This is a genomic window from Mixta sp. Marseille-Q2659 (assembly GCF_940807255.1).
In the GTDB taxonomy this organism is placed as follows: Bacteria; Pseudomonadota; Gammaproteobacteria; order Enterobacterales; family Enterobacteriaceae; genus Mixta.
This window is the reverse complement of the sequence record NZ_CALNWY010000028.1, coordinates 1-12952: the sequence shown is the minus strand read 5'-3', so window position 1 is coordinate 12952 and position 12952 is coordinate 1. Positions and strand designations below refer to the sequence as shown.

Annotated in this window: 9 protein-coding genes and 1 pseudogene; 4 read left to right on the top strand and 6 right to left on the bottom strand. The window is 55.3% G+C overall.

Annotated features, from left to right (window positions below):
• Window positions 1-54: 54 nt before the first annotated feature.
• The 4 genes from mtlR to P3C52_RS16680 all read right to left on the bottom strand — a co-directional run bounded on the left by mtlR (window position 55) and on the right by P3C52_RS16680 (window position 5191).
• Window positions 55-600, bottom strand: coding sequence for a mannitol operon repressor MtlR (mtlR, locus tag P3C52_RS16695; protein WP_275556069.1), 546 nt, complete (start codon window positions 598-600; stop codon window positions 55-57).
• A gap of 68 nt (window positions 601-668) precedes the next feature.
• Window positions 669-1817: a mannitol-1-phosphate 5-dehydrogenase gene (gene mtlD / locus P3C52_RS16690; RefSeq protein WP_275556068.1), complete on the bottom strand. Its 1149-nt coding sequence runs from the start codon at window positions 1815-1817 to the stop codon at window positions 669-671.
• Between the two features lie 93 nt (window positions 1818-1910).
• Window positions 1911-3830, bottom strand: coding sequence for a PTS mannitol transporter subunit IICBA (locus P3C52_RS16685; RefSeq protein ID WP_275556067.1), 1920 nt, complete (start codon window positions 3828-3830; stop codon window positions 1911-1913).
• 644 nt (window positions 3831-4474) lie between these two features.
• A complete protein-coding gene (locus P3C52_RS16680) occupies window positions 4475-5191 on the bottom strand; it encodes a DUF3053 domain-containing protein (protein ID WP_275556066.1) in 717 nt (238 codons plus the stop codon).
• Window positions 5192-5588: 397 nt separating this feature from the next.
• Here P3C52_RS16680 and P3C52_RS16675 point away from each other — a divergent pair, with 397 nt between their 5' ends.
• Window positions 5589-5885, top strand: a complete 297-nt coding sequence (locus P3C52_RS16675; RefSeq protein ID WP_275556065.1) for an HTH-type transcriptional regulator — start codon at window positions 5589-5591, stop codon at window positions 5883-5885.
• Between the two features lie 73 nt (window positions 5886-5958).
• On the opposite strand, the gene P3C52_RS16670 is transcribed toward P3C52_RS16675, so the two are convergent.
• Both P3C52_RS16670 and P3C52_RS16665 read right to left on the bottom strand, forming a co-directional pair.
• Entirely contained in the window at window positions 5959-10488 is a 4530-nt protein-coding gene (locus P3C52_RS16670) for a hypothetical protein (RefSeq protein WP_275556064.1), read from the bottom strand.
• Window positions 10489-10783: 295 nt separating this feature from the next.
• Entirely contained in the window at window positions 10784-11368 is a 585-nt protein-coding gene (locus P3C52_RS16665) for an HD domain-containing protein (RefSeq protein WP_275556063.1), read from the bottom strand.
• A 68-nt stretch (window positions 11369-11436) separates the two neighbouring features.
• On the opposite strand from P3C52_RS16665, the gene P3C52_RS16660 reads away from it, so the two are divergent.
• From P3C52_RS16660 to P3C52_RS16650, 3 genes and pseudogenes are all read left to right on the top strand, one after another.
• A complete protein-coding gene (locus tag P3C52_RS16660) occupies window positions 11437-11892 on the top strand; it encodes a MarR family transcriptional regulator (RefSeq protein WP_275556062.1) in 456 nt (151 codons plus the stop codon).
• A 100-nt stretch (window positions 11893-11992) separates the two neighbouring features.
• The gene (locus P3C52_RS16655; RefSeq protein ID WP_275556061.1) at window positions 11993-12421 is read left to right on the top strand and encodes an organic hydroperoxide resistance protein; all 429 of its coding nucleotides are present in this window, start codon (window positions 11993-11995) and stop codon (window positions 12419-12421) included.
• Window positions 12422-12708: 287 nt separating this feature from the next.
• A pseudogene (locus P3C52_RS16650) lies at window positions 12709-12952 on the top strand (lipid A phosphoethanolamine transferase); the annotation flags it as partial.

Below are 12952 nucleotides of genomic sequence, written 5' to 3'. Positions count from 1 at the left end.
TACCTGTACTGATGACTGGCCGCTATGATACACGAAAAGCGGCAGGGCGCGGGGCTACTTTTTAAAGGCCTGCTTCATGCTAATGCGGGAAATCAGCTCGGTCAGCGAGAGAACCATGGTGGAGCGTAGCACCTGCTGATAACGCTGCTGCTGCATCGCCCGCAGCTGTTCATCGTCAGCTGAAAAATCGGGACGCGGCGGCCAGGCGGTGACGCAGTGCAGCTCGCCGAACGGCCCCAGGATCTCATCGTCGCTGAAGCGATATTCCGTATCGTCGTGATCGAGTTCTTCACGCAGCGCCATCAGCAGTTCGCAGTCTTCATATTCATGGCGACTAATCACGCCGAGGCCGTAAATCAGCTTCAGCCTGACCGACATTTCGCCCAGCGGCCCGTCGCCCAGCAACAGCGGTTCGACGGCATATTTCACCGCATAATCATCCTTGCGAAACACTTGCAGCACCAGCCGATTGACCGCTTCGGTCAACAGCTCTACGGCGGCAATCAGGAAGCTTCTTACCGAGCGTCCGGCATTCAGACGCTCCAGCACCCGATTTTCAAAAGCCTGCTTCTCTTCCATTGTTGCCTGTACATTTATCATGCTGCGCGGGGGCACAGGCTGGCTGTGCCCTTGTTGCTCGCCGCTAAACCGCATCGGGAGCGTGCGCATTATGGCATTGCGGCATAGGCCTTAACCACTGCGGCAACGACTTCGCTGTTGGCATCGAGGCCGGAAACCTGCGCCAGCGCGGCCTGCGGGCCCACTTTTTCCAGTAATGCTTCAAGCTCCTGCGCTTGCGGATCCTGCGTGCTGCGATAATGCATGGCGGCGGCGATGCCTGTCACCAGGTTATTGTGCGGCAGCTGATACTCCAGCGTGCCCAGCGTCGGCTTGATCAGGCGATCGCCCGCGCTCAGCTTGCGCAGCGGCTGGCGGCCAACGCGCTCAACGTCATCTTTCAGGTAAGGGTTTTCAAAGCGGCCCAAAATCTTTTCGATGTAGGCGGCATGTTTTTCCGCATCAAAGCCGTAGCGCTTGATCAGCACCGCGCCGCTTTCCTGCATCGCGCCTTTCACCACCGCACGTATCGCCGGATCGAGAATCGCGTCGCGAATGGTTTGATGGCCCGCCAACTGACCGAGATAAGCGGTGATCGCGTGGCCGGTGTTCAGCGTAAACAGCTTGCGCTCAACAAACGCCATCAGGTTGTCGGTCAGTTCCATGCCGGGAATATCAGGCAGCGTGCCTTTGAACTGCGTTTTATCAACGATCCATTCGCTGAAGGTTTCGACCGTTACTTCCAGCGGATCGCTGCTGCCCGCTTCGCTGGGCGGCACGATACGATCCACGGCGGAATCGACAAAGCCGACATGCTGTTCAACCCAGGCGTGATAATTTTCCGGCAGGGCAGCCAGTACATGCTGTTTCAGCTGGCTGGTGCCGCGCACCATATTTTCACAGGCGATAATATTCAGCGGACGGGAGTTAGCGCTATCACTGCGTTTGGCCAGGCCGCGCGCGATGCTGCCTGCGATGCGTTCCAGAATCTGTGGGCCAACCGCCGTGGTAACAATATCTACCTCGGCAACCAGGTCAATGATGTCGTCGCTGGTGCTGTTTACCGCGCTGACGCCGGTCACGGTTTCGACTTGCGCCTGCTCGCCGACTACATGTACCGGATACTGATGACGGGCGTTTAACGCGTCCAGCACCGCCTGATTGACGTCAGCGAAAACCAGTTCAATACCGGCGTCCGCCAGCAGTTTGCCGATAAAACCACGACCGATATTACCGGCGCCGAAATGTAATGCTTTCATCGTTGCGATAACCTTTAAAATAAAAAAGGGGCAAGATCTGCCTTGCCCTGATAGCGGGGCCGGGCAGAGCGGCCCCTCCATATAAACGATGGATTAGGCTGGCTGACCGGTAAGCAGCTCCAGCACTTCCTGGACACTATTGGTGTTGGCCAGACGCTCAATCACGCTTTCATCATCCAGCGCGTTGGTCAGGCTGGTGATGACCTGGATATGCTCGTTGTTACGGGCAGCGATACCAATCACCAGGCGAGCAATGTCATCCTCTTCTTCACCGAAGCGAACGCCCTGCGGATACTGGCAGAACACCACGCCGGTTTTCAGCACGCGATCTTTCGCGTCGACCGTTCCGTGCGGCACCGCAATGGACTCGCCCAGATAGGTCGGGGTCAGTTTCTCACGTTCCAGCATTGCATCGACATATTCTGGCTCAACATAACCGCCTTTCACCAACTGCTCGCCGGCGAAGCGGATCGCCTCTTCTTTGCTGGCGGCGTGCTGGCCGAGGAAGATGTTCTCAGCGCTGAGCTTAAACAGGTGTTCGTTGCTACTGTCGAAGCTGTCGCTCAGGGTGGCGTTGACCTTTTCGCGATGAACCGCGCTGCGCTGCGCATCCACCAGACGGGCGGTCAGATCGCTGTACAGGCCGCTGTCGAGGAAGTTATTCAGCGAAATATGCTGCGCGTGCGGCGCCTGACGCATGGCGCGCTCGGTAAGGTCACGGTGAGTGATCACCAGGTCAACATCGCCCGGCAGCGCATTGATGGCGGTATTGGTCACGGAAATCTGCGACAGCCCGGCATCCTGCACTTTCTTACGCAGCACGCCCGCGCCCATGGCGCTGGAGCCCATACCGGCATCGCAGGCCACGATGATTTTGCGCACGTGGCTCAGGTCGCCGTTCATGCCAGCGGCGGCAGGCGCGCCTGCCTGACCTTTCGACTGCGCTTTCATGTCCTGCATACGACGGGTTGCGGCTTCAATATCGTCTTCGTCTTTCACTTTGCTGGTTTTCAGCAGGATAGCGGAGACCACGAAGGAGACGGCGAAAGCGGCCACGATCGCGGCGATATTGGCGAAGTAGGCGCCTTTTGGCGTCATTGCCAGCACCGCAAGGATAGAACCCGGAGACGCCGGAGAAACCAGGCCGCCGTTCAGCAGCGTCAGGGTAAAGACGCCGGTCATACCGCCCAGGATCACTGCCAGCAGCAGGCGCGGCGACATCAGCACATACGGGAAGTAGATCTCATGGATGCCGCCCAGGAAGTGGATAATCGCTGCGCCGCCTGCGGACTGTTTCGCATTGCCACGGCCAAAGAACATATAGGCCATCAGCACACCCATGCCTGGACCCGGGTTGGCTTCAATCAGGAAGAAGATCGATTTACCGGCTTCGCTGGCCTGCTGGATACCCAGAGGCGAGAAGATGCCGTGGTTGATGGCGTTGTTGAGGAACAAGATTTTCGCCGGTTCAACAAAGATCGAGGTCAGCGGCAGCAGGTTATTCTGCACCATGATATTCACGCCAGCGGCCAGAATATGCGAGAGCCCTTCTACCAGCGGGCCAATGGCGAGGAAAGCCAGAATCGCCAGCAGCATGCCGATAATCCCGGCGGAGAAGTTGTTAACCAACATCTCGAAGCCGCTTTTAATCTTGCCGTCTACCGCGCGGTCAAAGGTTTTGATTGCCCAGCCGCCCAGCGGACCAGCAATCATCGAGCCGAGGAACATCGGCATATCCGCGCCGACGATCACGCCCATGGTAGTGATTGCGCCGACCACGCCGCCGCGATCGCCGCCAACCAGGCGTCCGCCGGTATAACCGATAAGCAGCGGCAGCAGATAGGTGATCATCGGGCCAACCAGTTTCGCTAACGTTTCGTTAGGCAACCAGCCGGTAGGAATAAATAACGCGGTGATGATACCCCAGGCGATAAACGCACCGATATTGGGCATCACCATATTACTCAGAAAGCGACCAAAGCTTTGAACCTTGACCTTGACTGATGAGGACATAAAAACACACCCCTTATTGTTACGCGCTGACAAATAAGAGAGCGCGTGATTTTGTTAAGACGTTTCGGCGGGGAACCGTCGAATTACTGTATGCAGGCGGACTCTAGCACTAGTTTATGACGCTGCGTAGTGAGGCGGCCAAAGTGAGTTAGATCACATTTAGAGGTAGGTACGCGGACCATATTTGGTGATTCAGATCACATAAAAGCGCTTATTGAAAACAACAACGCCGAAATTATCACCGCGCAACGTGGTCAATAAGTGATATTCATCACACTTTTTTGCTGTGGGTTTGTTTCGGAATTGTGATGTTGGTCACAATAAACTTTTGTATGAAAATGCGTCAGATCACACTTTCAGCTGGCCCGAAAAATGCCATTGGACTCAAGCGCAGTGGACTAAAGGTGAATGGGCGCTAAAACGCGCACGTAAAAGGGCAGGCAGGAAAAAAGTGAGGGCGGACATTCGGAAAAGAAAAGAAGTCAAAGGGAAACGGCAGATAACATTAAAGTAAAAGGGCTGACAGCGAGAATGCGATGCCCGGTAGCCAGGAGCAAAAATAAGCTAAAGGGAAGCGGCGCAAGAGGGCGAGAAGCGCGGGAAAACGGCGGGCGCGGCGGTTAAGCGCGGCGCCCGCCGCATGGTTACTGGAAGCCGCCCTGAACTGCGCTCTGCGCCTGAGTGAGCGCCTGCGCTTTCGACGACACATTGCTCATCAACGTGTTGTACTGGCTGGCCTGATCCTGAGTCGGGAACTGAACGCCGTTATCATTAAAGGAGACGCGGGTTCCCTGCTGCTGCAGAAAATCGCCCGCCTGCACCACATCCTGGCTCAGCGACTGGAGCGCCGGCAGCAGCGGTTGCAGTGAAGAAGCTGGCTGCGTGACCACTTTGGTATAAACGCGGTCGTAAACCTGCTTCAGATCGTCCGGCTGTTTCAGCGCGGCTTTGCTGTTGTCCGCCTGAGTTTTAGCATTCTGCAGCTGCTGCGCCAACACGCTCAGCGTACCGCTTGCCTGACGCAGCGCGTCGCGGCGCGTCAGATAATCCTGCGGCACCCGCAGCGCGGAAAGTTCATCCACGACCGGACGCAAGCCCTGATCGACCGCTTTATTCACCTGCTGAGAAAAATCATAAATGATGGCGTAATCGCTGGCATAGTTGCCAAAGCGCTGCTTTTGATCTTCGCTCAGCGCCGGTAAATGTTCACCGCTACGCATCACGGTATTCTGTAGAAAATCACTGAAAGCCTTACGCTGTTCGCCTTCTTTATCACCACAGCCGGTAAGCTGCAGGACAATCAGCATCGCTGCCAACGGCAGCCACAGACGCATCCAGACGCGGGAAACTCCAGTCGCCATAGCGTTTACTCCTGTAAATGAACAAAATCTCTGTTTAATAAGGCAGCGTGGCCGCCGCGTTAAGGTGCCTAAAGCATAGATCAATGCGATTAGGCTGAATATGGCTATTAATGAATTAATAGTGAATTATCGTGAAGTTAGCGTCCCGCAGTGCCGCGTTACGCCTGATAAGCCAAAAGTGGTCGCCTGTTTTAAAAATTTAATCAGAAAGCAAGATCGAAAAATATCCAAAATATGGGCGGCAAATCTGTAACGATCGTCTAATACTTAAATTCCCGATTTATGTTGCTCAGCCTTGCGCTTAAACCCTGCAACAAACCGGCATTCTGAGCCTGGGCTTCAGGCTCTTATCTCTGTCTTCCTTCACGTGGTTTCCAGTGAGTTTTAGGAGTTTGCTATGGAAGTAAAAGATCCCATGGTTGAGTTACTTAGCAGTCTTGAACAAATTGTATTAACAGGGAATGTGGTAGGGGCTTCTTTAGTGCAGCAAGAAAAAACGGCCTCGGTGCCAGAACCACAACGCCTGCGCGAAATGACCGGTATGAAAATTGATGAATTTGCCCGCGTGATGGGCGTGAGCGTCTCTTCAGTGAAAAGTTGGGAAGCGAGACGCACCCGCCCATCAGGCAGCGCCCGGAAGCTGATGCAGCTATTGCACACCAATCCTTACCTGGGTCGTCAACTGCTTGACTGAATGCGCAAATCGCATAAAAAAACCCGCCATCTGGCGGGTTTTTTTATGGAAGCAAAACCTTCCGCCAGCGCCATTACGCCAGCGAGGTTTGCTGCGCAAGCAACTCGTGCAGATCGGACTGATGCAGCGGAGCATAGGATGAGGTGTCGACTTCGCTGCGGCTGGCGATGCTGGCCCATATTTCACTGGCGGGCGTCAGCGCTACGCGGCTTTCCGGCGGGTCGGTTTCGGCTGCGTCTGGCGTTGTTAAATCTTTCGCCGACACGCTTTCCACCTGCTTATCATCTGTTGATGCCAGCATCGCGGCAATCGCTTCCTTGCCGCCGCTCAGACCCAAATCATCCGGGGTTGAGAGCGGCGTCTTCTCGTCCGTCGCAGCGAGATCCAACTCGCTCATATCGCTGTAATTATCGATGCTGCTCATGGCCAGCAGAGGAAGCGTTTCCAGCTCGCCCGCGGCAGCCTGATCGGTATCGAAAGTTAAGGTGCGCCAGTCTTCAAAGGTGTATTCCAGATCGCTGCCATCTTCTCCGAGCGTGAACGCAGCGTTTAAGGTGTAGCTACCGTCGGCGATACCTTCCAGCGCGCTGGCCGGGATCTCCACCTGCCAGCGACCGTCATTATCGTTAGTAGTTTGCCAGTGCATACCGTTCAGCGTGATGTCTATCTCAAGGCCCGGCGAGACATAGCGCGTGTTGCCGCTAATCAGCAGCGGCGCATCGATTTCGCTTTGATCGATAAGGTCATCGCCGACGGCATAAAGCGCAATTTGCGGCATATACTGGCTTTGGCTATCTTCATCGGTAAATTCCACCAGCCGCGATGCGGGAATCGTTTGCTGGCCCGTTTCGCCCAGCATCACCGTAATGATTTGATCGCCCCATGTCGGAAGCTGGTCGGTCACCTCAGCAGGGATCACCAGGCTCCAGCGCGGATTACTCGCCTCGCCCGTTAAGACGGTGTGATACTGCTTGCCATAAAACTCCACCGTTACCGGCGTGCCTAAAGCAGCGGCGCTGGCGTCCAGCACGCTGCCGCTTAGCATCAGGCCGCCAATCATTTCATGCGCGGCGACCAGATTATCACCGGCTACCACATCCAGCGTCGCGCCAAACGGGTGTGACACCGTGTCCGGCTTCACCGTTAGCGTGGTTTCGATAACCGCGGCCGGTTCATCGTAGTAAGAAGCCCACTCCAGCCTGAGCGGCAGCGTGCCGGCGGGCAGGGCGTTAATATCCGCGCCGGGAATATAGAGCATCCAGTCGCCTTCGGTAACGCTCGCCTGATAGCTTTTGCCGTTAAGCGTGGCGGTTACCATACCGGGGTAAAAATAAGTGGTGTTGCCGGTCAGATAGTGCGCGTAAGGCTCGTCGTAGTGGGCAAGCGTGGCGTTGCCAAATGCCGGATCGAGCGTAAAGCCCGGATCCTGCGGGTTATAACGAACATCCACGCTATCGCTGGCAATCGTGTCGTAGTACTGATTCATCACGCTGGCGGTGACCAAAAACCAGCCTTTTTCCAGCCTGGCCAGCTCGTCCGCCGTCAGGGTGATTTGCCAGCGCTGATCCTGCACGTAGGCGCTGCGATAAAGGTGCAGTCCTTCACCAATTTCAATGTCGATATCGACCCGTCTGCCGTTGGCAAAGTTAATGGCCGCGCCGCTAAGCGTCACGTCTGCGGCAACTTCCTCTGCCGTCAGGAAATTATCGCCGGTGACGGCATCGACAGTAACGCTTTGCGCGGCGGTATTGCCGGTATTAAAGGAGATGGGGCGATAATCCTCGCTAACTGAAATAGTGGGATCAAAATCTTGCGGAATGCGCGCCTTTATCTCGTAATCACCGTCCGGTATCGTCGCCAGATCGCTGGCCGGAAAGGCGACCTGCCAGCGTCCATCATCATCAACGGTGGTTTGATGCGGAATTTCATTAATTTCAACAATCACGGTGCTGCCGACGGCGTAATAACGCGTCGAGCCGGTGATAATCAGCGTGTCGTCCACTTCGCTTTGATCGATAGCGTTATCGGACAGCGTGTCGATAACAATCCGCGGCTGGTAGTCGCTGGGATTGGCGTCCCGGTTGAATTCCAGAACGCGCGCCGTCACCACGCTCGGCTGATCAAAATCATCCAGCGTGACGGTTATCAGGCGCGAGCCGTTCATGGGCAGCAGCTTTGTTTCTTCTAACGGGATCACGAAACTCCAACGCAGCTCGCCATCAACCTTGGCCAGCGCGGTTTTATAATGTGAGCCGTTCAGTTCCACATCCACGACGGTGCCCGCCGCTACGCCGGCGCCAGACACGCCGCCGCTTAAATAGAGGCCGCCGCGCGGGCCCATCTCCTCGTAGGTAATCAGATTATCGTCACTGACCGCATCCAGCGTTGCCCTGACCGGCAAGGTTTGCGTTTCGTCATTGACCGTCAGCGTGATGCCGGTGGTGAAATTGCCGGTTTTCACGTTAAGCGGCACGCTGCCAGCAGGCAGGGCGTTAATATCTTCGCCCGGTATGCGCACCATCCATTCGTTAGCAACGACGACGGCCTGATAGCTTTTCCCGTTCAGTGTCAGGGTAACCGGACTGCCCTCATTTCTGATGGTGCCGGTAATGATGTGATCCCAGGGCGTGTCATAATGCATTACCGTGTCACCGCCGGGCAGCAGATCGATCTTCAGCGGAATGCGATCCACTATGTTGACCGGCAATATCGCGCTGGCGGTATCTTCGCCATCGCGCACCGTAACGTTAATTGTCGTTGGGCCGTTTTTCAGCTCGGTCTCATAGGGAACGGTTAGCGTCCATTTACCGTCCCTCACGGTGGTCATAAAGAGGGAGTGGCCCAGCTGTATCCGAACTTCGCTGTTGTTCGCCACGTTTTCGGCGCTGCCGCTGATAACCAGCCGGTAACCCGCCACATCTTCCTGAGAAATCGCGCTGCCTGGGCGCAGCGAGTCGATGGTGATAACCGCCGTGTCTTCTGGATCGCCGCCCGTAAAGATTTCAATAGATCGGCTATCCGTTAAGGTGCCGCCGCCCGTTTCCGCGTTGACGGTGAACTTATCAGCGGCCAGGTTCTGTAACATCTCCGCCGGAATCGTTACGCTCCAGTCGCCATAGGTGCCAATCTTGCCGGTAAACGTCTGGCCAGGCAGCGCGCCCGGTAAGGTAATGGTGACCGTTTCTCCCGCTGGCAGATTCAGACTGGAACCGGAAATAATGAGGTCGTTCTGGCTTTCCTGCGCGTTGATAATGTCATCCGTCGAAATCGGCGCGATCGCCAGGCGCGGCTCGGGCGAAGAAAAAATATCTTCCAGCGTGACCGTTTGCTCCAGACACGCCGTTTCAGGAGGGTAATTTCTGGAGACCTGGATTTCCAGCCGAATCTCGCCGGGCTCCAGCGTCATCAGGTCGGCGACAGGAATGGGCTGATGCCATTTGCCTTCCGCGTCAACGCGCGGCTGATAAATGGTATTGCCAAAAAGGAGATGTAGCTGGGCGCCTGGCTGCACATTTTTTACCGTACCGGATAGCTCCTCCGCGAACATCGCCCATTGCGTATCGTCGATCACAAAGTTGTTATAGGGCGGAGTCAGTATAATCTGCGGCGACATGAAATTTTCAAATACACGCACGTCGGTGGCGGTTTCATGCAGATCTTTTACCCAGGCGATAACCGTGGCGTCGCCCTGCTTCAGCTGCGCCAGATCGTCAACGGGCACCTGCGTTTCCCAGAGATTGTTTTTCACCGTCGCCGCATAAATTTCATCGCCCAGCTGCACCCAGACCTGGCTGCCGTTGGCGACGTTCACCGTGGTGCCGCTGATGGTCAGGCTGCTTGCGCGTTCGCCCGTGGTAAGCATATCGTCGCCGCTGATGGGATTAATGGTTATTTCTGCGGCGCAGCGGGTGGCGTTGCCTTTTACGACGGTAAAGGCGCGCGTATCGCTGCTGATGCCGTCGCCGGAGATGCTCTCCACGCTGACGGAAAGAGTATGTTCGCCGGGCGACAGGGTTTTCATCATCTCCGGCGTCAGCACCGTACTCCAGGCGCCGTTAGCGTCCACCGGCACCTGCCAGCTATGGCCTTCCAGCGTGACGGTAACCATCGCGCCTTCCGCCACCCGCTCCGTCAGGCCAGAGATCACCTGACCGTGCGCTTTTTCCCGGCCAATCACTTCATCGTTCCCGGCAATAGCGCCGATGGCGATGCCCGCAGCGCGGCCATCCAACATATCCATCACCAGGACTTCGCGGGTTTGCGTGGCGCTTTTGCCATGGTTATTCGTCACGCTGATAACCAGATCGTGTGTGTCATTGGTATCGTCAGTTTTCAGGCTGGTAATGGCTGACGGCGGAAGAGGGATTGACCATTCGCCGTTTTTATCGACCAGGCCTTGCCAGGTTTCGCCATTGAGCGTGACGCTGACATAGTTGCCGCTTTCTACATGGCGCGCGGTGCCGGACAGCAGTGCGGGTGCGTAATAGTCGGCGGGCGAGGTGGCGGAGAAGCCGTCGTCAAACAGCGGATTGATGGTGAGGGACGGCGTTTTTACCCCACCTTGCCCACAGCCATAATGTTTACCGGAAGCTTTTTTGCTCATGATTATCGTCTCGTATGCAGGGTTGAGGTAGGACGAGCAGTACCAGATATAATCAAGCGTGTGTTCGCAGGCACGCCTTTTTTTTGTACAGAATTTGGCTTAAGCGGCAGAGCGGAAGGAAAACAAGTCCGCCGTTAAGCGGAGAGCGTTATCTACGATTATTGTTTTTTCATCTGAAAAGGAGGCGGACTTGGTTCATGGCTGGAATTACCCAGCGGCAGCAATTATGAGATTTTTCTGAGGCTGGTTTTGCGCTGCCGCGCCGCGGTTAAACGGGCCCGGCACGCTTTAATTGTTAAAGCAAATACTTCGCAGCCTGACGGGTAAACCAGGCCTCTGGTACGTTATAGGGGCGTTGACGCAGCTGCGCGATGCCCTGCGCAATGGTCACCTGCGCCTGTTGCCAGAGCGTGGCGTCGCCCTGCTGGAGTAAACCAATCTGCACTTGCTTCTCTACCAGGTAAATGCGCGCAAAGTGTGGATCGTACTGCACAATCGCGCGGGTATTATCGATAATATCCGCCAGCTTAATGGTTTGCGCCTGCGGCGACGCGTCTGCGGTATGGCGAAAGTGCGCCACTTTTCGCGCCGCCCGGTTTTTGGCCTGTGGTTGCGCGCTGTCGGTTAACATGCCCACCAGCGCGCCAACCTCGGCGCCAAACTGCTGCGTAATATCCGCCAGCGTGGTGCCGGTATCTTCTACGGTGTCATGCAGCCAGGCAGCGGCCAGCATGTTTTCATCGTCCGTTACGCTGCGCACCAGCTCCACCACCGCGGCGGGATGAACAATATAAGGCTCATCGGTATATTTACGGCGCTGGCCGGCAGCGGCATGTACTTCAGTAGCGTAACGTCTTGCGCGTTCTTCCAGTGACTGCATCGGTACCTCCCCTGGTCGTGATTAAATGTCGCTTGCAATTATGTAGCGCGCTATCTATATTGTCACGCATGAGTACACACCAAAATGACAAAAAAGTGCCAGATGCGCTACTGCTGGATAGCCAGCTCTGTTTCGCGCTCTATTCGGCGAATCTGGCAATGAATAAGCTTTATCGTCAGCTGCTGACGCGGCTCGGCATTACCTATCCGCAATATCTGGTGATGCTGGTGTTGTGGGAGCGGGACGATGTCACGGTGTCAGATATTGGCGAACGCCTGTTTCTCGATTCCGCCACCTTAACGCCGCTGCTGAAAAGGCTGGAGGCGGCGGGATTGTTATTACGCCAGCGTTCGCGTCGGGATGAACGTCAGGTGGTGGTGACGCTGACTGCCGAAGGCCGCGCGCTGCGGGAAAAAGCTTTAAGCATTCCTGAATCGGTACTTTGCGCATCAGATTGCGATTTGACGGCGCTGAAAAACCTTAAAGGGCAGCTGGAGCAGCTGCGCGACAACCTTAATCGTTAAGTTTCCCGCCGCTGGCGGCGGGACAGGCTAGAATTTATTATGCAGCATCCATTGAATAGTGCGCGATTTAATTGCGTATAAAACATCGAAGGAGTTTACTATGTCATTAGAAAAAGTGATCTACCGTGCAAAAGCGAAAGCAACTGGCGGACGTGATGGCCGCGCGACTTCTTCAGACGGCGTGCTGGACGTTAAGCTCGGCGTACCGAAAGAGATGGGCGGCGCAGGCGGCGATGCCACTAACCCTGAGCAGCTGTTTGCTGCGGGTTATTCGGCCTGTTTCCTCGGCGCAATGAAGTTTGTTTCTTCACGCGATAAAATTGCGATGCCGAAAGAGGCGTTTATTGAAGGTGAAGTCGGTATCGGTCCGTTGCCGACCGGTTTTGGTATTGAAGCCACGCTGAATATTCATCTGCCGGGCATGGACCAGGCAGAAGCGCAAAAGCTGGTAGACGCTGCGCATATTGTTTGTCCTTATTCTAACGCCACCCGCAATAATATCGACGTCACCTTAAATATCATCAGCTAACGCTATTGGCGAACGCGTCTGACCACGCGTTCGCAGCCTTTCCTCTCTTTTTCGTGCATTAACAAACTGCGCGCTTTCTCGTAACGATGGCGAAAATTCGCTGATCCTGGTGGCTAACTGTGTTTAACTAGCCGCGCTTCTCCGGAAAAGGCTCCTTTTTCCGCTCAGAATCCTCTTGTTCATCACGTTGTATGAATATTGCGATTACCGGTAAGAACTCTGGCGCAACGAAGCGGTCTGAATAGCGTTTGTAAAGTATATGTTGCGCCGGGAAAATAGAAGGTCGAATGAATTATATAAAATCACTCACTCAGCAAAAACTCTCGCTTTTGCTGTCGCTCTACATTGGCATTTTGCTGAATCTACCCATATTTTATCGCCGTTTTGATCCTTTCCTCAGTAAGTCATCTTTTTCTGACTGGCTGTCAGCCGTGGCGGAAGTGGTAGCTATCGTATTGCTTACTTTCTTCCTGATGCGTCTGCTGTCGCTGGGCGGAAAGCTCTTTTACCGCGTTCTCGCTACGCTGCTGG